The sequence below is a fragment of the [Clostridium] symbiosum ATCC 14940 genome (assembly GCF_000466485.1).
GTDB classification, from domain to species: domain Bacteria; phylum Bacillota; class Clostridia; order Lachnospirales; family Lachnospiraceae; genus Otoolea; species Otoolea symbiosa.
Map to the genome: position 1 here is coordinate 24,128 of NZ_KE993038.1, position 22,736 is coordinate 46,863.

A 22,736-nucleotide genomic window follows, 5' to 3' on the forward strand; every position below is an offset into this window, starting at 1 on the left:
ATCATTCATCAAAGAAAGTGTAGTATAAATGGAGAATAAATGCAAGATGAAAAATGTTAATTTATTATCAACTTATCCGGAGCCATCTAAGATTTATCACTCAGATACTCTTTCAAATAAGCCGACAGGGACATGATGAGAGCCAGGTTGGGATGGTTTTTCCTGGCAACCAGCGTGATGGTGTAGGGAAAAAGATTGTGCTCAAACGGCATTATATCGAGGTCCGGGAATTTGGGGAGGAATACATCGGTAAAATATCCCTTGATTGTAATTCCTGCGCAGCGATCCCGGCTGCAGGTTTCATACATATAGAGTGTATCGCTGACACGCAGGATCTCTTTGGGAAGACAGTGATTATTTTTACAGAATTCCGTAAAATCATGGTAAGCCAGATCATTAATGGACAGGACAAAGGACTCCTCCTTTAAGTCCTGCAATTCGGCATATTCCTCCTGAAGCGCAGGATGTTCCTTCGGAAGCAGCAGGACGCGCTCCTGGGTTTTCAGCTCATACTGGTAATATTCCTTTCCCGGTGTGTAATCCGAAATAATTAAAATATCCAGCTCCTTGTTATTCAGAAGTTCGATACTTTGCCGGTAGGTGTACTCTTCGACGTCATAAGAGATAAGGGGGTAATCTTTAAAAAAGTCTTTCCACATGGTTTTCGATATGAAATACCGGCACCCGGCGCCCAGACCGATTTTCAGGCAGCCATAGTTCTGACGGACGAATTCGTTCATGTGCTTTTCAAGCGTTCTCATCTCCCTTAGCGCAGGCTGGCAGGACACATAGAGTTCCTGTCCAAGCGGCGTTGGAATAACGCCTTTATGGTTTCTGTAAAAAAGCTGTGCATTTAATTCTTGTTCCAGCGTGGCCAGAGCCCGGCTCAATGCCTGCTGGGAGATGAAAAGAGAATCCGCTGCTTTAAAAAAGCTGCCGCTTTCGTAGACCTTAACAAAATATTCTAACTGCCGTATGTTCATATCTTCACTTCTTTCTGATGAAAGTCAAAACTGCCGCTATGAGGCCAATATCCCATGTTCCTTCAAGGAACATGGAGTCTCCGACGGAAAACAGCGCCGGATTTCTGCGGTGAACGCAGAAACCGTTTATGCGCGGTATAATGCCCGCTATGCGGCCATTATCCCATGTTCCTTCAAGGAACATGGGAGTCTCCGACGGAAAACAGCGCCGGATTTCTGCGGTGAACGCAGAAACCGTTTATGCGCGGTATAATGCCCGCTATGCGGCCATTATACCATAAATCCCCTGCTAAATGCTATGGGTTCGTCTTCTGCCGGTACAGGGAGGGAAGCCGGAGCTGCTTTTCACCACAATCAACGGCGTTTTTTTTCGTTTTTGCACATCGCGTAGCGTGTTATTTTCACCCCCCCGCCAAAAGCGGCGTGCTGCGGACAAGCGGGATACTGCCTGTGAACAGGAATGCCGGATATACAACAAAAAGGTGTAACAGTGTAAAAAAAATACTGTTTTTAATTGAAATATGTTTCTGCTAAAATGTAGTCAAGTAAAAAGACTGTAAATAAGTGATAAAACACATTAAAATCAATTAAAACCCGGGTTGATAATAAAAAGCAAGAAAAAAGATTAAATGCACAATGACAGGAGGTTGAGATGAAAATAACGGATATTACCTATGACTGTGTCCAGGTTCCTTTTCCGGAGGAATTCCATCCCACCTGGTATCCGGGAAAAACGGAACAGGGGCAGGTCATCTTCGTAGTCCGTGTACACACGGATGAAGGGATAACCGGCTATGCAAATATGGAGGCGCCCCATGGAATCCTGAAGCTGGTCTGCGCAACGATGGATTATGCGAAAGAGATGATAATCGGCGACTCCCCCTTTGATATTGAAAAAATCATGTTTAAGCTGCGCAATGTAGCCCGAATCGCCACCAGACCATGGGTAATCGAGAACGCCTGCTGGGACATTATCGGCAAAGCAGCAGGGCTTCCGGTCTGTCAGCTTCTGGGAGCCTGCCGTGACCGGATTCCGGTTTATGCAGCCTGGGGGGAAATCCGTTCGAATGAACAGAGAAAGGAAGATGCCGGGCGGCTCGTTGAGGAGGGATTTAAAGCAGTAAAAATACGTTTTACCCATGAAACGATAAGAGAAGATATTGCAATTGTAGAGGCAGTCAGGGAAGCCGTCGGGGATAAGCTGGAAATCATGGTGGATGCCAACCAGGGAACCGCCTGTGAACGGAACAATAACGGCTTTCCCTATGTCTGGAGTTATGAGAGGGCGAGGGATACGGCAAGGGAAATGGAGCGGCTGGGCTGCGCATGGCTGGAGGAACCGCTCTGGAGATATAATTTCGACGGGCTGGCAAAGCTGAATGAAGAAGTGGATATTCCGATTGCGGGCGGCGAAATTAATATAGGCATACCTGATTTTAAAATCATGCTGGAAAAAGGATGCTATGAGATTTTACAGCCAAACTGTACGATGAGTACCGGAATCAGTTATATCAGGAAGATAGCGGCTCTTGCTGATTCATACGGAAAGACCGTGAACCCGCATGCTTACATACCGGGTACGGGAGTGCTGCAGAGCATGCATATGGTTGCGTCGATTCCGAACTTTACTTGGCTCGAATACCCATATGATCCGCCGACACTTACGCCGGGAGCATTTCAGGGGATTCTGTCGGAACCTTATTTTGTTGAAAAAGACGGCTGTATTCCTCTGCCGAAGAAGCCGGGATTTGGGATTGAGATTGATGAAGAACTGGTGAAAAAGTACAGCATTCTGCATTAAAACCTGCGCATACGCCGGAGGAGAGCGGGCAGAAGGCAAAGCCGGAGACATGCCGGCGGACAGTTGATACTGAAGAGCAACAGTTTATGCTGTCTGAAATTTACACTGAAGAGAAGTTATATTTGTGAAATACAGGAGGAAGGGTATGAATATTTTACAGCTTATAGTTGTAGTTATGGTTTTATATCTTGGGGGAATGCTGGCTGTAGGTTTTTATGGCAAAAAGTATGCCAATTCATTTGAAGATTACCTAACGGCGGCGAAACAGGGAACATTTCTTATGGTCTGCGGATCCTACATCGGTTCCCATATAGGAAACGGTATTGTAGTGGGCGGCGCGGAGTACGGCGCGATTTATGGAATCGGAGGGATTTGGTACGGTGTCGGTTCGGCTTTGGGTTATGTTCTTTTTGCTTTTGTCTTATCAAAGAGACTTTACCGTTCGGAACAACTGACAATGTCGGATATTTTAAATCACCGGTACGGAGCCAGAATCACCGGTACTATTTTTGCAGTGTTCAATGCTTTGGCGGCTATGAGTATTATGGCCGGACAGATTATTGCGGGAAAGAACCTGTTCTCCTATTTCGGAATGAATGCAACGCTGGGGGCGGCGGCTGTATGTATTATTGTTTTTATCTATTCAACGATGTCGGGCCAGTGGGGCGTTTTGATGACAGACATGATTCAGGTTGCCGTGATTTTCTTCTGTACGGTGATAGTCTTCGGATGCATGTTGTCACAGGGAGGATTGGGCCTGATGAGAGAAGTCCTTCCAAGCTCTTTTTATGAGCTGATACCTTTTGAAATTGATACATGGGTTATGATGCTGTTTCCGTCCATGCTGTACGGCCTGATTTCGAGTGCATCTTTCCAGAGAAATATGTCTTGTAAGGATGAAAAAACGGCATTTCATTCCGCATTTTGGGGAGCTATGATCCTGCTTCCATATGTGGTTCTTCCGGTCATGATTGGTATGTACGGCATTGCTTTATACCCGGATGCTGCGCCTGGAACGATTTTGTTCCATGTTCTGATTGAGGCATTCCCACCGCTCGTAGCGGCCCTTATGATTGCGGCACTGATGGCAGCAGTTATGTCAACTGTGGATTCCCAGTTAATCTATGTGACGGGTTCATTTACCAATGATATTTATAAAGCATATTTTGACAAGAATGCCAGCGAGAAAAAGCTCAACAGGATTGCCCATGCTGCAACCTTTTTAATCGGCATTATCGTGCTTTACCTGGCATTGGGGGCAAAGACGATTATCTCCATGCTGTCGGCGGCTTATACCTTTATGTGTGCCGGAACGCTGGTTATGTTTGTCGGCGGAATATTCTGGAAAAAGGCCACAAAGGCCGGCGCAATTGCCAGTTCCATCACAGGCATGTTATTTGTTATCCTCTACAAATATTGCGGAGTGCAGCTTCCGGTCTCCTCTATTTTCCCGATTCTGCCGTCCCTGATTGCGTATATCATTGTAAGCCTGATGACGCAGCCGAAGGAGGCAGCTAAACGATAACCTGCATGCTCCGTGAAATCATTCATGGATAAACTGGATCCGGAAAAATGGAGCGGAGGCGGGTAAAGCAGAAGCGTGCCGGTAATCTACATTCTTACCGGCGGCCCCGCTTCCCTGTTTGCAGAGGAAAGCGTGAGGATATGAGAGAGATATTTGAGAGAAGAAGTACCCGGAAATATCAGGACAGGCCGGTTGAGCCGGAAAAAATAAGGCTTATTCTGCAGGCCGGAATGTGTGCGCCTTCGGCCGGGAATGAGAAGCCGTGGCATTTTGTGGTGGTGGAGGAACGGGAGGAACTGATAAAACTATCAAAGCTCCATCCCCACGCGGCTATGCTGCCGGAAGCTGCCTTTGCCGTGATCTTGTGCGCAGACCCGTCACTTCAGAAATACAGGTTTGATTTCTGGATCCAGGACTGTTCTGCGGCGGCGGAAAATATGCTTCTGGAGGCTGAGCATCTGGGGATTGGAGCCGTATGGCTGGGAGTTTACCCGAACGAAGAAAGAATTAAAACAATGAGGCCGGTATTTGATATACCGGATGAGATTGAAATATTCTGCCTGCTGTCCTTCGGATATCCGGAATTTAAGAAGACGGCAAAGGACAGGTGGGACGGGAGCCGTGTACATAACGGGCGGTGGAACCAATAAGAAGAAAAATCAGGAGGATATGAAAAATGAGTCAGACAGATGTACTTTTATATGAGAAAACAGGAAAAATAGGCCGGGTGATTATCAACCGCCCGAAGGCCAGAAATGCATTCAACCAGGAGCTGGTGGAAAATCTGGGCGAATTTATCAAGCTGGCGGATCAGGATCCGGACACGAACGTGATTGTAATCAGCGCCGTGGGTGATAAGGCATTCAGTGCAGGCTTTGATATTAAAGAAAGCATCGGAGAACCGATTGTCGATGTGATTCCGAGAAGAGAGAATACGGCGATGGAGCTGAATACATGGCGTGAGGTGTGGAAGTGCAAAAAGCCGGTCATAGCATCGGTACAGGGCTTCTGCATCGGCGGTGGTCTGCATCTCGCCTTTATGTGCGATTTGATTATTGCATCGGAGGACGCAAGGTTTGGCGAGCCGGAGGTTGCATTTTCGTATGTCCCCGACATTCTGATCGAGCCGTGGAAACTTCCGATGAATAAAGCAAGGCAGCTTCTTTATCTTGGCGAATACCTGACTGCGGAAGAACTCCGCGAGTGCGGAGTGGTAAATAAGGTGGTTCCCTTTGAAAAACTGGAAGAGGAGACGATGAAAATAGCCGGACGGCTTGCGGAAATGCCTTCGGACACAATGATGATGCTTAAATATCAGGTCAACAAGACCTATGAGATTCAGGGAATGGTTAATGCCATGGATTTTGCGGCGGAAATATTCAGCCTGTGCCGTATCAACCAGGCCCAGACACAGAAAGAGTTTAATGAGATTGTGAACAGCCAGGGACTGAAGGCGGCTCTGGACTGGAAGAATAACCATAACAGTTAAGACAGGTATACTGGAGAAAGATAATGGAACAGACGTGGAAAGATATCTATAATAGAAAACTGATTACGGCCGCACAGGCGGCGGCTATGGTGCAAAACGGCGACAGCTTCTGCGCCGTGACGAGGGAGCCGAAGACGATCCTCCGGGAACTGGGGAAAAGAAAAGATTTAAAAAACGTGACATATTATTGTTCTCAAACCAACTTCCTGGGAGAACTGATGGGACTTCAAAATGAGGTGAAGGTTTTATTGAGCTTCATGGACGGAATGAACCGGGAATTCGTGGAAGACGGCCGCGCCGAATTTGTCCCCTGTAATTTTTCAGGATATGGAAAACTGTCCGTGAAGACTTTAAAATGCAGGATTGCAATGCCCTGTGTGTCAAAGCCTGATAAAAACGGATATGTCTCAATGGGAAATGCGGCCGACGGGATGCCGGTGATCTCCACGCAGACAGAACTCGCCATTGCGGAAATTAACCCGGAGCTGCCGTTCGTACTCGGCGCCAATGTGAAACATATTTCAGAATTCAACTATATTGTGGAGGGGGACGGTTATCCTCTCAATATCAGGGCAATTGATGATTCGGAGGACAGCAGGGAGATTTACCAGGCAATCGGAGGATATCTTTCAGAGCTGGTAGAGGACGAGGCAACGATAGAAGTGGGACTGGGACGGCTGAATTCCTCCGCCATGATGTATATGGAGCCGAAAAAGGATTTGGGGGTTCATACGGAAATTTACGGCGACCTGCTGATGGAACTGACAAAGAGAGGCATTATCACCAACCGGAAAAAAACATTGTATCCGGGTGTCTCTGTCTGTGCGCAGCTGGTGGGTTCCAGGGAATTGTTCGATTTCGCCGACGGGAACCAGGGACTCAATATGAATAGCTGCCAGCAGGTGTTAAATCCCGGAATTATCGCGCAGAACAGAAGGATGACAGCAATTAATAATGCCGTACAGGTGGATTTGCTGGGACAAGCCAACTCGGAATACCTGAAAGGAAAACAGTATTCCGGCATGGGAGGAATCGCCGATTTTTCTTCGGGAGCCGCGCTTTGCCCGGACGGAAAGTCCATTGTGGTCGTCGAGTCGGTAACAAAAAACGGAAAATATTCCAAGATTGTGCCGTCCTTCACACAGGGAACGCCGGTATCTCTGACACGTACCATGGTTGAATATGTCGTCACTGAGTACGGAGCCGCCGTTCTGGCGGGAAAAACCGTGGAAGAGAGGGCAAAAGAGCTGATAAGGGTTTCCCATCCCAAATTCAGGGACGAGCTGACGTTCCAGGCAAAAGAGATGGGACTGATTGTATAATACTGAAAATTGAATTACGCATACATCCCCATTACTACAGGGTGTAAATAGATTGCCGGTTTCTACTCCCCCAAAGAGAAACCGGCGTTTTTTAACCGGAAAGTTTTCCTGTTAAATAAAAACCGCTCCGCGGAGAATCCCGAAAACAGAAACGGAACAGCTGCCATGCATTAAAATCAAGTTGCAAATAACCCTAAAAAACATTATACTGGACTAATATACATTCCAGTATAAAGGAGGTCATCATATGGATCAAAAACCTATGCGGCGCGTGGCGGACTCCGCGGTCACACAGACACAGATTGTACTAAGCAGCCATATCAACGGAGCCGGACGGCTGTTCGGCGGTCAGCTCATGGAGTGGATCGATATCGTGGCGGGAGTTGTGGCCCGCAGGCACTCCCACTGCAACCAGACTACTGCATCGGTCGACAACCTGCAGTTTAAAGAGGCGGTCCGTCTGAATGACACGCTTATCCTGCTGGGCAAGATCACATACGTCGGACACACTTCCATGGAGGTTCAGGTAGACAGCTATGTGGAAGATCTGGACGGAACGAGAAAGCTGGTTAATACCGCCTTTTTTGTTATGGTCGCCCTCGATGAAAAAGATCACCCCGTTCAGGTACCGGGGCTTATCCTGGAGACAGAAGAAGAAAAAGCGGCCTGGGAATCAGGAAAACGCCGCAATGAGCTGAGAAAGCAGCGCCGGATTGAAAAATATTAAAGTATTGGAGAAAACTCTATCGGCCGGCCGGAGGTCCTGACTTATCTATTTCTGCCGGTCTGTGCTGAACGGTGACATAACAATAAAGTGCGCGGGAGATAAAAGTCTGGTATAATGATAGCACTGTGATCATTGATACTGCGGCGGTACTATACTGCTTTGGTATAAGTTAAATCATAACGAGGAGGATACTTCATGTCATTCAAATTAAAAACATACCAGGCCCCGGATTTTACACAGCCCAGTCTGATGAACGCCCCGGAGGCAAGACTGGAACCGGCGCCTTTTGATAAAGTTGCTCCGGACGGGTATCACGCCACCACTATATTTCCCGAGTATTTTAAGGTTGGGAGTCAGTGGCTGCTGGCAGAGGAAAGCCGCATGGACTGCGTGGCGGTATTTGAGAATGGGAAAATCCATGTCCGTGAATTCCGAAACTTAAAAAAGGGTGACCTGGTATTCACCGGGAGGAAAGAAGACGGAGAGGAAGGAATCTTTGTATATCCTGACGGCTTCAGGGAACTGGGGCAGGACGGCGTGGAAGCGCCGGGGGAGGCATTTGCTTTCCGGCAGAGCCGGTCAAGGGAAACGGCATTTTCGCGTGATTATGATAACATCTATGAACTTCTGGAATATGAGAAGGAACACGGCTATGTAGTCTGGGTGCTGGGACCGGCCTGTGCCTTCGATGCGGATTCAAGGGCAGCCTTCTCCAAGCTCGTGATGAATGGCTATGTGGATGCCCTGCTGGCCGGGAATGCGCTGGCCACCCATGATCTGGAAGGCGCCTACTTAAAGACGGCCCTCGGTCAGGACATCTATACCCAGCATAGTTACCAGGGAGGCCATTATAATCATATCGATACGATCAATAAGGTAAAATACCACGGCTCGATTCCGGCCTTTATCGAAAAGGAAGGGATTGATAACGGCATTATATATAGCTGTGTGAAAAAAGAAGTTCCCTTTGTCCTGGTGGGTTCCATCCGCGACGACGGACCTCTGCCTGAGGTTTACGCAAATGTGTATGAAGGGCAGGATGCCATGAGATGCTGTGTCAGCAAAGCGACGACAGTCATCTGTATGGCGACGACCCTCCACTCCGTTGCAACGGGCAATATGACCCCGTCTTTCCGTATGATGCCGGACGGGACGATCCGCCAGGTGTATTTTTATACGGTGGATATATCCGAGTTTGCGGTGAATAAGATGGGAGACAGAGGCAGCCTGTCGGCCAAGAGCATCGTTACCAATGTCCAGGATTTTGTGGTAAATGTGAGTAAAGGGCTGAAGTTGTAATAAACGAATTGCAGCATTCCAATAGGATCGAAAAATGATTAAATATAGTTGACATTTGCCACAAAAAGCAATTATAATAAGGGTAGAAAAAAGGCAGTTCACTCCAACAGAGTGGCTTCCAAGTTAATAACTCATTAAAAAAATAGTCACTAAGCTTGCAGGCGGGTGACTATTTTTTTCTACCATTGTGCTTATCTATGTATACCAGGATTGCAACAATTAGCATTGCCACATTTATGATTATCATAAATTCCTCATATGTAGACATCACAGACCACCCCCTTTCGGAGATGGAAGCCACCCAGCAGTAGGAACTGCCTGAAATTATTATACTAAATGGTGATACAGATGTAAATATTGTTAAGAGTATATACCGGATTTTGAAAACAAAGAAGTTTTAGAAAGAACGGCTGAATATAGGGAGGGAAATATAAATGCAAATCGAAAAATCTCAAAATAGTCGGCCTTTTCATAAACTCATAAGTATTGATTTCGTTTTCACGGCAACATCTTGAAAATCCACAGAGAAGCTAGTAAAAACAATGGTTTCACGAAGAGGAATGGCGCTTACTACACCATTTATTAAAGAGTTTTGATATGACGAAATTTTTATAGATGGTAATTTGAATTGCGGCATGATGAGCTAATTGAGTGAAATAGGATTAGTATTCGACTGAATAAATGTAACTACAATTTAAATTTATAAAGACGAAAGAAGGGTGAATGTGAATTATCTATTTTATATAACAGTTCATGTATACGCCGAAGAGAAAATTGATGATAGAGTGCTCGTATTACATAGTAAAAATTACGGAATAGTTGGAAAAGATATAATAGCCCCATTAAGAAAAATCAATGGTAAGGAGTATAATATAAAAAATGTTCAAGATACATACAAGGTAAAAGAATTGTGGGATTGGATTGATTTTAAATTGTATGGAAACAGCTTGAGAGCTGAACACAATGATATTATTGACTTTGTTCAAGAATATAATATTGTGGAAAAATATCTAATATTCAATAATTTACGTTATACGATTGAAGATACTAATAAACCATTGCTCTATTATCTTCATAAAATGGGGATATCAGAAACAGAAAAGATAAATATTCAACTTTTAGTAAGTTCGGACGCTGGAACTATATTTAAAGACGACGGTATACGGTATTATATACACTCGAAGGAATCCGGAAAGCATAATACACCCCATGTTCATGTTGATATTCGCCATGAGGTTTCAGGTTCATTTTCTCTTATTGATGGTAGCCAATTATCAGGTGATGGAATTAAAAAAAATGATGTAAATAGAATAAGGATTATGATTAAGAGTAAACAGAAGGAATTAATTGAATATTGGAATGAACATACAGACGGTTTAACAGTTGATTTAAATCAAGCATTAGGGCTGATAAAATATTAAAAACCACTCATTTTATCTAGAAATTAAACCATGTAAGCAATCGGAAATAGGGGGTAATGATGAAAAAATCCTCCACAGTAATCTGGGAAGCCAGTATACCAGCAAGGTGTTCGGGAACTTCCTTACCAACAGGGGCGTGGTCCATTCTTTCTGCCGAAAGGGGAATCCTATGACAATGCCTGTATCGAATCAATAAATACCCCAAATGCAATCATTAAAGAAAGTGTCTCATATGTACTCATGTTATACCACCCCCTTTCGGAGATGGAAGTAACCCGGCAGTAGGAACTGCCTGTACTAATTATACTAGATAGTAAAACGACTGTAAATAAAAGAATAAAAAACAAACACTTGTTCCGAGTATTATGTTGTAGTAAACTTTAACTATCAAAAATGAATGAGGAAATGGTATATGGATAAGCAATATAAGAATCACATCAAAATACTTTTTGTTTGTCATGGGAACATCTGCCGTTCCCCGCTTGCGGAGTACATCCTCCGCGACATGGTGACAAAACGCGGTGACAGCGCCGGATTTTATATCGCATCCGCAGCCACCAGTACGGAGGAGATTGGCAATCCGGTCCATCCGCCTGCCAGGCGGAAATTACAGGAGCACGGAATTTCCTGTGACGGAAAACGGGCGGTTCAGTTAAAAAAGAGTGATTACGCTGAATATGATTATCTGCTGGGAATGGAAGAACGCAATATTATCAATATGAAACGGATACTCGGCGGAGATCCAAAAGGAAAGGTATACCGTCTTCTCGATTTTTCCGATCGTCCGCGAGACATTGCGGATCCCTGGTACAGCGGTGATTTTGACACGGCCTATGAGGATATCAGGGAGGGTTGCGAAGCATTTCTGAACTTCCTGGAGACCGGGAAATAAACAGGCGGACTAGCAGGTGAAACAGTAGAACCGGACATATTAACTACACTTTTAACGTCCGGTTCTGCTGTTTTCATGGCGGCGGTCTTTAGTATAAATTTATTTGATATTTTTTCATTTTCCGCCATAGAGTGGCCGTGCTTATATTAAGTTCCACGGCTGTCTTGATTCTGCTCCCGTTATTCCTGTGCAGGCATTCCTCGATTCTTTGCTGCTCACAGTTGTTTAGAGCCTGACTCAGTGCGGGCTTATTTTTGGCCCTGGCAAGCAATTCTGTTTTATCACAGCTTTCTGCCTTTATCCGGGTTCCCGGTGGCTTCGTATTCAAATCCGTTTCCATATCGGTTTCCATCATATCGCAGCCCGCGCCATTTCCTTTGGCGGCAGTTATCCCGTAAACGATTCCTTCCAAATCCCCTGCGGATATTACATCTGTTTCAGCCAGAGTCACAATTCGTTCCAGCAGGTTAAAGAGCTGCCTGATATTGCCCGGATAAGAGCCGAAGCTGAGGAGGCTGACTGCATCTTCCCTGAAATGAACGGGATAATTCAGCTTTTTCAGATAAGCCTCAATCAGGAGGGGGATATCGCCCCGCCTGTTCCGGAGCGGCGGAAGCTTAAGCTCCAACACATGTTTGGCGGAAGCAGGGCGGCAGAGCTTCTGCTCGGAGGAATTAAATATGCGCTGAGTTATGAGGTATTGTTTGCCTCTCTGGCATTTGTATTCATGTCATTTTTACTTCAGAGCACCAGTGTTCTTCAGGGAATGCTGAAGATTTTCAACCGCCTGTTCAGAAAGATGAAGGGAGGTCCCGCCTATGTAAATACGGCGATTTCATCTTTTCTGGGAATGCTGTCGGGAGGAAACACTCCCAACGCCGCCACGTCAGGAGCATTTACGGCACAGTGGCTCTTATCGACAGGCTGGAAAAGAGAGCAGGCCGCCACGCTGATAGCAGCCAACGGAGGCCTGGGAGCCGGTTTCCCGCCTAGTTCCTCTCTGTTTATTGTTCTGGCATTTCCGACCGTAGCGGGCGCCGTTTCCGAGGGGCAGCTTTACATTGCTTTATTTTTGACCGGTATTTATCAGGTTATTTGGAGAGTTGTTTATATTCATTATATTATCAGAAAAAATCATATAGTACTTCCTGAGACGGTAACGGATGAGCCATGGAGCAGCGTTATGAAGACGGCTGGAAAGAATCTTCTGCTGTTCCTGGGGGCAATCATTCCGGTAGCCCTCAATATGGGGCCGTTGTCTGATTTGATTGCGGGCCGCTCCGAGGTATGGAAAGCGGCAGTTGACAGTATTAATATACTGGTTTGGATACCGATTCTGATGATCGCAATCATTCTGGCTCTGGGGTGGAAGGATATCCGGGAAAAATTTCATTTCAGGGAGCAGTTTGTGGAAGAATTAATTCCTCATTTTTCCAGTACAGGCGGTCTTTTGATATTTGTCTTTGCGGCAAGCAATATTATCAGTAAGCTGGGCCTCTCTGAAGATATTGTACAGATTTTAAATTCCATGAGCCTGTCAAAAGTTGCAACAGTTGTTATCATATTGATCCTGGTTGCAGTAGTTGCCGGTCCTCTGTCTTCCACGGCAACACTCACGTCGATTGGAGTTATCTCCCATGCGATTTTAGTATCTGTGGGTATCGATCCGCTTGCAGCGGCTACTGCTATTCTCGTTGTGGCATCCACAGAGGGAGCTTCACCGCCGGCGTCGGGAGTACTGTTTGTGGCCTGCGGCCTGACGGAATGCGACCCGCCGAAGATATTTATGCCGCTTATCAAATGGTTTGTTCTGCCAATCACCTGTATTGCAGTTTTGGTATGCCTCGGTATATTACCGCTGCCGCGTTAAGGAGGGCTTATGAAAAAATTATATTATAATCTTATTTTAATCGGTTTTCTTATCTTTTTTCTGGGTGGATGCATTTACGTGGCGGGCCAGATTGTCTGTCTGCTCATTGGACAGCCGGAAATTATGATCTCATTAGAGGGAGTCACGAAGGTGATATTCCCGGCGGCATCGATCAGCGGTCTTCTTTGCTTTTTAAATCAGTATCTGTTCGCGAAACAACCAAAAAAAGAAGGGAAACGTAAGTAGCCGATCCATGTAAAACAGAGTTTATGCAATTTTCTGCCAAAAATGTCAGAAAATCGTAATTCATTTTTTATACAAATAGATTGACAGCTGTATATATACTGTGTATAATTAACATACACAGTATATATACAGCTGTTTTGCTGAGTTATTTTTTGACGTAATACGCGAAGCGGCAAGCACTGCAGGAGAAATAACGGTATGAATATTATTATAAGTAATTCCGGCGATAAGCCGATTTATGAGCAGATTACAAGCCAGATTAAGAATGCAATTATTTCAGGAGAATTGGAAGCAGGGGCCCCGCTTCCGTCACTCCGCTATCTGGCTAAGGAATTGCGGGTCAGCCTTATTTCCACGAAACGGGCTTATGAAGAATTGGAGAAAGACGGTTTTATCGAATCCGTTCAGGGGAAAGGCAGCTTTGTCACAGGAAAGAATAAGGAACTGATGAAGGAAGAACAGTTTAAGAAGATTGAAGAATGCCTGCAGGAGGCGGTGGACATGGCGAGGATTGCCCACATTCCCTGCGAAGAGCTTAAGGATGTATTGGCAGCCATGTACGATGAGGGTTAGCCGGTTTAGGAGCCGATATCTGCAAAGAGAGTCAGAGACGAAACAGGACACGAGTCAGTAGGCAATGAATATAGGAGTTAATAGGTGATGAATATGGAAGAGAGAGAAAATAATATTCTGGAAATCAGAGGCCTGACAAAACATTACAGTGATTTCACCCTCCAGGATCTGAACCTGGAACTGCCATACGGCTGCATTATGGGGCTGATGGGTGAGAATGGCGCAGGAAAGAGTACAACGATTAAGGCAGCGTTAAATTTAATCCACCGGGACGGGGGAACGATCCGGATGTTCGGTGAAGACATAGGCGAGGATAATTCCAGGCTGAGGGAGAACATCGGAATCGTCATGGAAGGACTGAATCTTCCTGATCTGTTTAAGGCGGTGGAAGTGGACAGCATGATGAGGGGGATATACAGGAACTGGGACAGTGATTGCTTTTATCAATATTTGGAAAAGTTTCATATAAACCGCAAAAAGAAAATTAAAGAATATTCCAGAGGAATGAAGATAAAGCTTGCCCTGTCCATCGCACTTTCCCACAATGCAGGGCTGCTGATTCTCGACGAACCTACAAGCGGTCTCGATCCGGTTGTAAGGGAGGAAGTGCTTGATATTTTGAAAGAGTTTGTCATGGACGAGAGCCATTCTGTGTTAATTTCATCCCACATTATCAGTGATATTGAGAAGACGGCAGATTACGCTGCCTTCATTCACCAGGGAAGGCTGATGCTCTGTGAGGAAAAGGACCGTCTGCTGGATGAATACAGAATTTTAAAAGGCAGCCGCAGTGATATCATGAAAATGGAGGCAGACGGCGGTGTCCGGGTGGCAGGAATGCGGGAGAACAGCTTTGGTGCGGAAGCTCTGGTTAAGACGAACAGTCCTGTCAAATCAAAAGAAGGGATTGTGGTGGAAGCGGCATCCCTGGAAGAAATCATGCTTTTTCTGATAAAGTCCGAAGACAGAAGCTGCGGTAATGCGGCAGTGTATTGAGAAAACGGTTCTGCGGGCCGTCCGGGACGGCACAGTGAATGAGAGAAAGGGGTTTTATTATGAAAGGTTTACTCTATAAGGAGTTTTGTATGTTTAAGCCGCAGTTTAAAAGCTGGGCCTTCGTCTTAATATTTTTTATCATATACGGTATTATCTTTAAGAACGTATATATGATTACGATGATGATATCCGTGCTGGGGCTTGTGTCTTGTTTCAGCTCATTCAGTTATGATAAGCAGTACCGGTGCGATGAATATCTGGCCGCGATGCCGGTGAGCAGGAAGCAGCTTGTATGGTCTAAATATATTTTTGTGCTGTGTCTGGATCTGATATTGGCGGCAGCAGCCTTTGTTCTGGCGGCAGGATATGCAGTCTGGGCAGGGGAACCTCTGGTGGAGCTGCTTGCTGGCGTGGGCAGCGCACTGGTGGTAACTGTGCTGATGCAGGCAATTTTGCTGCCGATAGTCTATATAATAGGGATTGATAAAGCGAGATATGTAAACATTGTCATCTGGATGGTACCCTGGGTAGTGATTATGCTGTTTCGTGACAGGCTGCCCCAGATTCAGAAGGAGCAGATAATCATGATGCTGAAAATCATTCCGGTTATTGCAGTTGTTCTGATGGTGGTTTCAGTCTGTATCTCAGTATCGGTATTTAGAAAGAAAGATTTATAATAGATGTTTAAAAGATTGAGCGGAATTAAGGCCGGAAGAGTATCGCCGGATTTAATTCCGCTCAATTTCGTGTGAAATACACACGAAAACACCTCGCAAAACATTACCCCGTGAAAAGTTACGATGTGTTCTCCATCCTTCAATTAATTTTAATAAAAGTTCTTGACATCTCAGCAAAAGAGTCATATTATATACATATGAACAATCGTTCATATGTATATTCGATAATATGTATTACAATACAGTTTAAGAGGAGACAGATAATGTAACAGTTCAGCCATGATGTATTCCGCGAGGTGTTTTCACTTTTTTTTGGGAAAATCCCGAGTTGTGCGGCGCGACGCGATGAAAAGCAAACTTTTCACCACAATCAACGGCGTTTTCTTGCCGTTTCTGTGCATCATTTGTTACGGTTTAGCCGAAGGCTGAACCGTAACCAGATAATAAATGAAAGGAGGCCTGCAAATTGGCAATTCATGACGTAGAGTGCTGTGACTTTTATCAGATCCATGACGATGTGGTAAAGGCAGTTAAGGAAAAGATGCCGGATGATGATGATTTATATGATCTGGCGGAGATATTCAAGGTTTTTGGCGATTCGACGAGAATAAAGATTTTGTATGTGCTTTTTGAGGCGGAGATGTGTGTGTGTGATATTGCACAGCTTTTGAATATGACACAGTCGGCTATTTCACATCAGCTCCGTATCCTGAAACAGTCAAAGCTTGTGAAGAACAGGAGAGAGGGGAAAGCAGTTTTTTATTCCCTGGCAGATGGTCATGTGAGAAGTATTATTGATCAGGGATATGAACATATCAAGGAGTAGGACAGCAGTTAAGTTCGGAGTTTTATTGATGGCAGACAGCAAGTTCATGTTATCTGAACTATCATGAATTTATAAAGATAATGGAGGAATAATAAGATGAAGAAGAAATTTAAATTAACAGATCTGGATTGTGCAAACTGTGCAGCTAAGATGGAGGAAGCGATTAAGAAAATTGAAGGTGTTGCCGATGCCAATGTCAGCTTTATGACACAGAAGATGACAATTGACGCCGATGAGAACCGTTTCGACGAGATTATGAAGGAAGTAGTCGCGGTTTGCAGGAAAGTAGAACCGGATTGCGTTATCAATATATAAATCAGGAAAGACAGCAGGAGGCAGCATGAACAAAAAGCAGAAAGCAATGCTGGCAAGAATCATTGTGGCTTTTATTATATACATTCTTGCCATAATCAGCGAGAAATCAGGCGTTCTGGAGAATTTTTCCGGCATATGGCCCAAATTAATCGTATTCCTGGTACCGTATCTGATTATCGGCTGGGATATTATCTATAAAGCGGGAAGAGGAATCATTAACGGTCAGGTTTTTGATGAGAATTTCCTGATGACAATTGCTACATTCGGAGCATTCGGCGTGAAGGAATATTCGGAAGCCGTTGCAGTGATGCTCTTTTATCAGGTGGGTGAGCTGTTCCAGAATTACGCGGTTAACCGCTCCAGACAGTCTATCAGCGATATGATGGATATCTGCCCTGAGTATGCCAATATCGAGCAGGACGGCCAGTTAAAGCAGGTGGATCCGGACGATGTGGCGGTCGGTGATATCATTATTGTAAAGGCCGGCGAGAGGATACCTCTGGATGGTGTGGTAATCAGCGGCGAATCAATGATTGACACTTCCGCCCTGACCGGGGAATCGGTTCCGAGGTCTGCAAGAGAGGGAACCCAGGTAATCAGCGGATGTGTTAACGGAAGCGGGCTGCTGAAGATAGAAGTGACAAAAGAGTTTGAGGATTCCACGGTGTCCAGAATTCTGGAGCTGGTGGAAAATGCCAGCAGCAAGAAGGCGAGGGTGGAGAATTTCATTACACGTTTTGCCAGATATTATACGCCGCTTGTGGTGATTGCGGCTGTGCTTCTGGCGGTTGTTCCTCCTCTTATTCTGGGCCAGGGGTTCGCAAGCTGGATTCAGCGGGCCTGTATTTTCCTCGTTATCTCTTGTCCGTGCGCACTTGTTATATCAGTTCCGCTTAGCTTTTTCGGAGGCATCGGGGCAGCGTCCAGGAACGGTGTCCTTGTAAAAGGAAGCAATTTCCTGGAAGCTCTGGCAGAGATAGACACTATTGTGTTTGATAAGACGGGAACCCTGACAAAGGGAGAATTTAAGGTGACAAAGCTGTATCCGTCCGGTATCAGCGAAGAAGAACTACTGGAACTGGCCGCACTGGCCGAGAATTATTCCAACCATCCGATCGCTGCTTCCATTAAAAATGCGTATGCTAATGAGATCGACATAAACCGGCTGGGAGAAACTGAAGAAATTTCCGGTCACGGCGTCAAGACGGTGATAGATGGGAAAGCGGTGCTGGCAGGCAACGGGAAACTGATGGAGCAGGCGGGAATTCCGTATCAGGAATGCAAAGAGGCCGGAACTGTCATTTACGTGGCAAGGGAAGGCGTGTTTGCCGGAAGCGTACTGATCTCCGATACGATTAAAGAAGAAAGCTTTGAAGCGATCCGGCGTCTGAAGGCGGTAGGCGTGAGAAAGACAGTCATGCTGACCGGAGACAGAAAAGAGGTGGGAGAAGCCGTTGCAAAAGAAATCGGTCTGGACGGAGTCTATACGGAGCTGCTTCCCGGAGATAAGGTGGATAAAGTAGAGATGCTTTTAGAGCCTCTGGATGAGAAGCGCAAACTGGCTTTTGTCGGTGACGGAATCAACGATGCACCGGTACTGACCAGGGCCGATATCGGAATCGCCATGGGAAGCATGGGTTCTGACGCTGCCATAGAGGCAGCCGACGTAGTTCTGATGGACGATAACCCGGCAAAGATTGCCACTGTAGTCAAGATTGCCAGAAAGACGCTTAAGATTGTAAAACAGAACATCGTGTTTGCCCTGGCCGTCAAAGCCCTGGTTCTCATACTGGGAGCAGCCGGAATGGCAAATATGTGGGAAGCGGTATTTGCAGACGTGGGAGTTTCGGTAATTGCGATACTGAATGCGATGCGGGCGCTTAAAACAGAAGATTGAGGTAAGGCGTCCGGGAATAAATCCCGGGCGCCTTTTGTATGGTAGTTTGACAGCTTGCAAATTATTAGATTACCATTCTTTATGGTAAACGGTTTCACCATTTTTAATCACAGTCTCCACCAGATTGATGGTGGTGTGATATGGCATATAGTTGATGGAAGGATATTTCAGGAAGATAATATCCGCCTTTTTGCCTTCTTCAATACTGCCAATCTGATCGGCTCTGTCAACTGCGGCAGCTCCGTTAATGGTGAGTGCGGTGATAACCTCTTCGATGGACATATTCATATAGATACATCCAAGGGCTACGAGAAGAGGAATATTGTTGGTGAAGCAGCTTCCCGGATTCAGATCAGAGGCAATGGCGACTGCGCAGCCGCTGTCGATCATCTTTCTGGCCGGTGCATATTCTTCCTTCAGGCAGAATGCCGTGGCAGGAAGAAGGGTGCTGATGACACTTGATTCGGCCATCTGCCGGATGCCCTCGTCGGATGCCTTTAACAGGTGGTCTGCCGAGAAACAGCCGGTTCTGGAAGCCAGTTCGGCTCCGCCGAGGGAAAACATCTCATCGGCATGGATTTTCAGCTTGAATCCCATCTCTTTTGCTTTATTTAAGTAATACTCGGAATCTTCGATGTTGAAAACACCTTTCTCACAGAAGATGTCGGCAAATTCAGCCAAATCCTCCGCTTTAACCTTCGGCATTACTTCATTGATCATCATGTCGATAAATTCACGCTCCTTGCCCTTGTACTGCGGAAGAACACTGTGCGGTCCAAGGAAGGTGGTCACAATATCGACAGGATGGATTTTATCAAGTTCTTTCATGGCGCGGAGCTGTTTTAACTCTGTTTCACAGTCCATGCCGTATCCGCTCTTGCCCTCAACGGTGGTAACGCCGAATTCCAGCATACGGTTCAGGCGCTCGCGGCCTACGGCAACGAGCTCTTCTTCCGTTGCATTCTTGGTCGGATTGATGGTAGCGTTGATTCCGCCGCCGCGCTCCATGATGGACATGTAGCTGTCGCCCTTTAAACGCCAGGTAAATTCATCGGCGCGGTAACCGCCGAATACAAAGTGGGTATGTGAGTCAACGAAGCCGGGGAGTACGGTTTTTCCCGTGGCATCGATAATTTCATATTCATCCGGATTGATCATCTTATCCAGTTCTTCCGTTGTTCCGACAGCGAAGATTTTATCATCATGGATCAGGACGCCGCCGTCCTCAATCAGGCCGATGTCGGACATTTCTTTGCCGCGTTTCGGAGCCTGTCCCTTACAGGTCACCAGCTCAGATGCGTGGCGGATATATCTCTTTGTCATATTAAACCTCTCTCATTCTCTCATGATTGCAGCAGTTTACCTACCGCGGATTTAATCAGCAGATATTTGGTAACAGTTCAGCCTTCGGCAAAACTGCAACAAATGATGCACAGAAATGGCAAAAAACGCCGTTTCGCGCCGCATAACTCGGGATTTTCGCAAAAAACAGCGAAAACACCTCGCGGAATATATCATGGCTGAACTGTTACGATATTTGTTACTACATATCTTATAGAGGCTGTTGCAGATAAACAACAGCCTCTATAGAAATGATATCGTGTCAAAAATTATTCCCGGATTATGCCGGATTTATTATTTTGCAGTTGCTTCTTTGAAAACCTTCTCAATCAGAGCGTCATCAGCGATATATGGCATTGTGATGGCATCGCTTCCTTCGAAAGTCTTGTTGTACTCGGCAACAGTTTCGATAGAATGCTCATTTCTGGCCCAGTTTCTTCTGGAAACGCCGACCATGGTATCCCACGGAATAGACTCGCGGATAATCTGGTCTGTCAGCTCGGAACCGTCAAGAACGAGACCGAAACCGCCGTTGATAGCTTTACCGATACCTGTACCGCCGCCGTTGTGGAGAGCGATTAAGCTCATGCCTCTTGCAGCGTTGCCTGCGAAGCAGTGGGTAGCCATGTCAGCCGTGAAGTTGGAACCATCGTAAATGTTGGATGTCTCACGGTATGGAGAATCGGTTCCGCCTGTATCATGGTGGTCACGTCCAAGCATAACCGGTCCGATTTCACCTTTTCTTACCATATCATTGAACTTAAGGGCGATATCGCGTCTTCCAAGGGCATCCTGATAAAGGATACGGCACTGGGTACCAACAACGAGTTTATTCTTCTCTGCGTCGCGGATCCATACCCAGTTGTCACGATCCTGGAATCTTCTGTTCGGATCGATGATGTCCATAGCTGCGTGGTCTGTCTTAACCAGATCTTCGTGTTTGCCGGATAAGCAGCACCATCTGAATGGTCCATATCCGTAGTCGAATAATTCCGGTCCTAAAATGTCTTCTACATAAGATGGGAAGATAAAGCCTTCGCTTGTATCTACGCCGTTCTTAGAGATGTCTTTGTTACCTGCATCGTATACGGCCTTCATGAATGCGTTGCCGTAATCGAAGAAGTAAGAACCTCTGGAAACCAGAGTCTGAATTAAGTGGAAATGCTTTGTCAGAGTTTCGTCTACCAGTTTGCAGAATTTCTCCTTATCATGGTCAAGCATTTCTGTTCTCTGCTCAAAGGTAAGACCCTGTGGGCAGTATCCGCCGTCGTATGGAACGTGGCAGGATGTCTGGTCGGAGAGAAGCTCAATGTGGATATTGTTGTCAACCGCATATTCCAGAAGGTCAACGATGTTGCCGTGGAATGCGATGGACATAGCTTCTTTCTTCTCCATGTATTCATGAGCCAGTTTGAAAGCTTCTTCCGGGGATTCAGCAACTAAGCTTACCCAGCCCTGGCTGTGACGTGTTTCGATTCTGGAGTAATCAACCTCGGCAACGATACCAACGCCGCCTGCGATCTCGATAGCTTTTGGCTGAGCGCCGCTCATGCCGCCGAGTCCGCTTGTTACGAATAAGTGGCCTGCCAGATCACCGTCTGCCGGAACGCCAAGGAATTTACGTCCTGCATTTAAGATGGTGTTGAATGTACCGTGAACGATACCCTGCGGTCCGATGTACATCCAGCCGCCGGCTGTCATCTGTCCGTAGGAGGAGCATCCCATAGCAGTTGCCTTTGCCCATGTCTCAGGATTGTCGCCTTCGCCGACCATCAGACCGTTGGTGATGATGACACGCGGGGACTGTTTGTGGGAATGGAACAGTCCGAGAGGATGGCCGGACATAACAACAAGGGTCTGCTCATCTGTCAGAACCTCAAGATATTTTTTAAGTAACTGATACTGCATCCAGTTCTGGCAAACCTGTCCTGTCTCGCCGTAAGTAACCAGCTCATAAGGATAAAGAGCGATCTCATGGCTTAAGTTGTTGTCGATCATAACCTGGAATGCTTTACCCTGAATACAGTTTCCTTTGTATTCGTCGATTGGTTTTCCGTGGATTTCTCCCTTTGGCATAAAACGGTATCCGTAGATACGTCCATGTGTAAGAAGCTCTTCCATAAATTCAGGAGCAAGCTGCTCATGAAGCTCTTCCGGGATATAACGGAGCGCGTTCTTTACAGCCAGTTTCTTCTCGTGATCTGATAAGGTAAGCTCTCTCATAGGAGCGCGGCGGATGCCTTCTTTAAAAACGGGATACTCCGGCAGTACCGGATCAAGTTTAATTGTCATAGCTTTTCCGATTTCACTATTGTTCATTGTTATCTCGTCCTTTCTGTGTTTCGTTTTTTTACTTTCTGAGCCTATTATAACAGGGCAGAGTCCAAAAAACGTCAATATTAATTGATAATTTTGTCCTTTATAGAAAAATTCCAGCCAATCTTCTTTGGACGCCGGAGATTTAAGTGAGAATGGGGACGCGTCCGGAACGGACCATGTCCTGTGTGGTGAGGGGGCGGGCTGAGTCTTCCGTCCC

The 22,736-nt window shown here is 45.9% G+C and carries 22 protein-coding genes; 17 read left to right on the plus strand and 5 right to left on the minus strand.

Annotated features, from left to right (window positions below; translation table 11 throughout):
* Positions 1–86: 86 nt before the first annotated feature.
* Positions 87–983 carry a LysR family transcriptional regulator gene (locus CLOSYM_RS20895; RefSeq protein WP_003497644.1) on the minus strand — a complete coding sequence of 299 codons (897 nt, stop codon included), beginning with the start codon at positions 981–983 and terminating at the stop codon, positions 87–89.
* Between the two features lie 652 nt (positions 984–1,635).
* Here CLOSYM_RS20895 and CLOSYM_RS20905 point away from each other — a divergent pair.
* The 8 genes from CLOSYM_RS20905 (at position 1,636) to CLOSYM_RS20940 (ending at position 10,567) form a co-directional block, all read left to right on the plus strand.
* Positions 1,636–2,784, plus strand: a complete 1,149-nt coding sequence (locus CLOSYM_RS20905; protein WP_003497641.1) for a mandelate racemase/muconate lactonizing enzyme family protein — start codon at positions 1,636–1,638, stop codon at positions 2,782–2,784.
* A 145-nt stretch (positions 2,785–2,929) separates the two neighbouring features.
* Positions 2,930–4,309 carry a sodium:solute symporter family protein gene (locus CLOSYM_RS20910; RefSeq protein ID WP_003506279.1) on the plus strand — a complete coding sequence of 460 codons (1,380 nt, stop codon included), beginning with the start codon at positions 2,930–2,932 and terminating at the stop codon, positions 4,307–4,309.
* A gap of 140 nt (positions 4,310–4,449) precedes the next feature.
* Positions 4,450–4,959 (plus strand): nitroreductase family protein, encoded by a 510-nt coding sequence (locus CLOSYM_RS20915; protein ID WP_227072615.1) that lies wholly within the window; start codon positions 4,450–4,452, stop codon positions 4,957–4,959.
* A gap of 26 nt (positions 4,960–4,985) precedes the next feature.
* Complete coding sequence (locus CLOSYM_RS20920) at positions 4,986–5,798, plus strand: enoyl-CoA hydratase-related protein (RefSeq protein ID WP_009297646.1); 813 nt, start codon at positions 4,986–4,988, stop codon at positions 5,796–5,798.
* 23 nt (positions 5,799–5,821) lie between these two features.
* The gene (locus CLOSYM_RS20925) at positions 5,822–7,120 is read left to right on the plus strand and encodes an acetyl-CoA hydrolase/transferase family protein (protein ID WP_021643711.1); all 1,299 of its coding nucleotides are present in this window, start codon (positions 5,822–5,824) and stop codon (positions 7,118–7,120) included.
* Between the two features lie 247 nt (positions 7,121–7,367).
* Positions 7,368–7,847: an acyl-CoA thioesterase gene (locus CLOSYM_RS20930; protein WP_003497635.1), complete on the plus strand. Its 480-nt coding sequence runs from the start codon at positions 7,368–7,370 to the stop codon at positions 7,845–7,847.
* A 195-nt stretch (positions 7,848–8,042) separates the two neighbouring features.
* Complete coding sequence (locus CLOSYM_RS20935; RefSeq protein ID WP_021643712.1) at positions 8,043–9,146, plus strand: putative NPN-dependent ornithine cyclodeaminase; 1,104 nt, start codon at positions 8,043–8,045, stop codon at positions 9,144–9,146.
* A gap of 725 nt (positions 9,147–9,871) precedes the next feature.
* Positions 9,872–10,567 (plus strand): DUF4160 domain-containing protein, encoded by a 696-nt coding sequence (locus CLOSYM_RS20940; RefSeq protein ID WP_044903068.1) that lies wholly within the window; start codon positions 9,872–9,874, stop codon positions 10,565–10,567.
* A 167-nt stretch (positions 10,568–10,734) separates the two neighbouring features.
* Here CLOSYM_RS20940 and CLOSYM_RS24310 read toward each other — a convergent pair whose 3' ends face one another.
* On the minus strand, positions 10,735–10,809 hold the full coding sequence (locus CLOSYM_RS24310) for a putative holin-like toxin (protein WP_242987823.1): 75 nt from the start codon (positions 10,807–10,809) through the stop codon (positions 10,735–10,737).
* 170 nt (positions 10,810–10,979) lie between these two features.
* On the opposite strand from CLOSYM_RS24310, the gene CLOSYM_RS20945 reads away from it, so the two are divergent.
* Positions 10,980–11,459, plus strand: a complete 480-nt coding sequence (locus CLOSYM_RS20945) for a low molecular weight protein-tyrosine-phosphatase (RefSeq protein WP_044903070.1) — start codon at positions 10,980–10,982, stop codon at positions 11,457–11,459.
* A gap of 88 nt (positions 11,460–11,547) precedes the next feature.
* Here the strand turns inward: CLOSYM_RS20945 and CLOSYM_RS20950 are convergent, their stop codons facing one another.
* The gene (locus CLOSYM_RS20950; RefSeq protein ID WP_044903072.1) at positions 11,548–12,087 is read right to left on the minus strand and encodes an AAA-type ATPase lid domain-containing protein; all 540 of its coding nucleotides are present in this window, start codon (positions 12,085–12,087) and stop codon (positions 11,548–11,550) included.
* Between the two features lie 3 nt (positions 12,088–12,090).
* On the opposite strand from CLOSYM_RS20950, the gene CLOSYM_RS20955 reads away from it, so the two are divergent.
* The 8 genes from CLOSYM_RS20955 to CLOSYM_RS20990 all read left to right on the plus strand — a co-directional run bounded on the left by CLOSYM_RS20955 (position 12,091) and on the right by CLOSYM_RS20990 (position 18,859).
* A complete protein-coding gene (locus tag CLOSYM_RS20955; RefSeq protein WP_021643719.1) occupies positions 12,091–13,329 on the plus strand; it encodes a TRAP transporter large permease subunit in 1,239 nt (412 codons plus the stop codon).
* A gap of 9 nt (positions 13,330–13,338) precedes the next feature.
* Positions 13,339–13,575, plus strand: a complete 237-nt coding sequence (locus CLOSYM_RS20960; RefSeq protein ID WP_003497619.1) for a hypothetical protein — start codon at positions 13,339–13,341, stop codon at positions 13,573–13,575.
* 198 nt (positions 13,576–13,773) lie between these two features.
* On the plus strand, positions 13,774–14,148 hold the full coding sequence (locus tag CLOSYM_RS20965) for a GntR family transcriptional regulator (protein WP_003497618.1): 375 nt from the start codon (positions 13,774–13,776) through the stop codon (positions 14,146–14,148).
* Positions 14,149–14,235: 87 nt separating this feature from the next.
* Complete coding sequence (locus CLOSYM_RS20970) at positions 14,236–15,144, plus strand: ABC transporter ATP-binding protein (protein WP_003506293.1); 909 nt, start codon at positions 14,236–14,238, stop codon at positions 15,142–15,144.
* Positions 15,145–15,203: 59 nt separating this feature from the next.
* Positions 15,204–15,821, plus strand: coding sequence for an ABC-2 transporter permease (locus CLOSYM_RS20975; protein WP_242828719.1), 618 nt, complete (start codon positions 15,204–15,206; stop codon positions 15,819–15,821).
* Between the two features lie 466 nt (positions 15,822–16,287).
* Positions 16,288–16,647, plus strand: a complete 360-nt coding sequence (locus CLOSYM_RS20980; RefSeq protein WP_003497614.1) for an ArsR/SmtB family transcription factor — start codon at positions 16,288–16,290, stop codon at positions 16,645–16,647.
* 96 nt (positions 16,648–16,743) lie between these two features.
* Positions 16,744–16,962 carry a cation transporter gene (locus CLOSYM_RS20985; RefSeq protein ID WP_003497613.1) on the plus strand — a complete coding sequence of 73 codons (219 nt, stop codon included), beginning with the start codon at positions 16,744–16,746 and terminating at the stop codon, positions 16,960–16,962.
* Between the two features lie 25 nt (positions 16,963–16,987).
* Positions 16,988–18,859, plus strand: a complete 1,872-nt coding sequence (locus tag CLOSYM_RS20990; RefSeq protein WP_021643721.1) for a heavy metal translocating P-type ATPase — start codon at positions 16,988–16,990, stop codon at positions 18,857–18,859.
* A 69-nt stretch (positions 18,860–18,928) separates the two neighbouring features.
* On the opposite strand, the gene hutI is transcribed toward CLOSYM_RS20990, so the two are convergent.
* Positions 18,929–20,182 (minus strand): imidazolonepropionase, encoded by a 1,254-nt coding sequence (hutI, locus tag CLOSYM_RS20995; protein ID WP_003497611.1) that lies wholly within the window; start codon positions 20,180–20,182, stop codon positions 18,929–18,931.
* 312 nt (positions 20,183–20,494) lie between these two features.
* Positions 20,495–22,519, minus strand: coding sequence for a urocanate hydratase (locus CLOSYM_RS21000; protein WP_003497610.1), 2,025 nt, complete (start codon positions 22,517–22,519; stop codon positions 20,495–20,497).
* Positions 22,520–22,736 lie beyond the last annotated feature (217 nt).

What these genes read in the sequence shown, in the direction of transcription:
- CLOSYM_RS20895 (WP_003497644.1), bottom strand. Translation starts at nt 983, where the DNA reads ATGAACATACGGCAGTTAGAATATTTTGTTAAGGTCTACGAAAGCGGC.
- CLOSYM_RS20905 (WP_003497641.1), top strand. Translation starts at nt 1,636, where the DNA reads ATGAAAATAACGGATATTACCTATGACTGTGTCCAGGTTCCTTTTCCG.
- CLOSYM_RS20910 (WP_003506279.1), top strand. Translation starts at nt 2,930, where the DNA reads ATGAATATTTTACAGCTTATAGTTGTAGTTATGGTTTTATATCTTGGG.
- CLOSYM_RS20915 (WP_227072615.1), top strand. Translation starts at nt 4,450, where the DNA reads ATGAGAGAGATATTTGAGAGAAGAAGTACCCGGAAATATCAGGACAGG.
- CLOSYM_RS20920 (WP_009297646.1), top strand. Translation starts at nt 4,986, where the DNA reads ATGAGTCAGACAGATGTACTTTTATATGAGAAAACAGGAAAAATAGGC.
- CLOSYM_RS20925 (WP_021643711.1), top strand. Translation starts at nt 5,822, where the DNA reads ATGGAACAGACGTGGAAAGATATCTATAATAGAAAACTGATTACGGCC.
- CLOSYM_RS20930 (WP_003497635.1), top strand. Translation starts at nt 7,368, where the DNA reads ATGGATCAAAAACCTATGCGGCGCGTGGCGGACTCCGCGGTCACACAG.
- CLOSYM_RS20935 (WP_021643712.1), top strand. Translation starts at nt 8,043, where the DNA reads ATGTCATTCAAATTAAAAACATACCAGGCCCCGGATTTTACACAGCCC.
- CLOSYM_RS20945 (WP_044903070.1), top strand. Translation starts at nt 10,980, where the DNA reads ATGGATAAGCAATATAAGAATCACATCAAAATACTTTTTGTTTGTCAT.
- CLOSYM_RS20955 (WP_021643719.1), top strand. Translation starts at nt 12,091, where the DNA reads ATGTTTGGCGGAAGCAGGGCGGCAGAGCTTCTGCTCGGAGGAATTAAA.
- CLOSYM_RS20960 (WP_003497619.1), top strand. Translation starts at nt 13,339, where the DNA reads ATGAAAAAATTATATTATAATCTTATTTTAATCGGTTTTCTTATCTTT.
- CLOSYM_RS20965 (WP_003497618.1), top strand. Translation starts at nt 13,774, where the DNA reads ATGAATATTATTATAAGTAATTCCGGCGATAAGCCGATTTATGAGCAG.
- CLOSYM_RS20970 (WP_003506293.1), top strand. Translation starts at nt 14,236, where the DNA reads ATGAATATGGAAGAGAGAGAAAATAATATTCTGGAAATCAGAGGCCTG.
- CLOSYM_RS20975 (WP_242828719.1), top strand. Translation starts at nt 15,204, where the DNA reads ATGAAAGGTTTACTCTATAAGGAGTTTTGTATGTTTAAGCCGCAGTTT.
- CLOSYM_RS20985 (WP_003497613.1), top strand. Translation starts at nt 16,744, where the DNA reads ATGAAGAAGAAATTTAAATTAACAGATCTGGATTGTGCAAACTGTGCA.
- CLOSYM_RS20990 (WP_021643721.1), top strand. Translation starts at nt 16,988, where the DNA reads ATGAACAAAAAGCAGAAAGCAATGCTGGCAAGAATCATTGTGGCTTTT.
- hutI (WP_003497611.1), bottom strand. Translation starts at nt 20,182, where the DNA reads ATGACAAAGAGATATATCCGCCACGCATCTGAGCTGGTGACCTGTAAG.
- CLOSYM_RS21000 (WP_003497610.1), bottom strand. Translation starts at nt 22,519, where the DNA reads ATGAACAATAGTGAAATCGGAAAAGCTATGACAATTAAACTTGATCCG.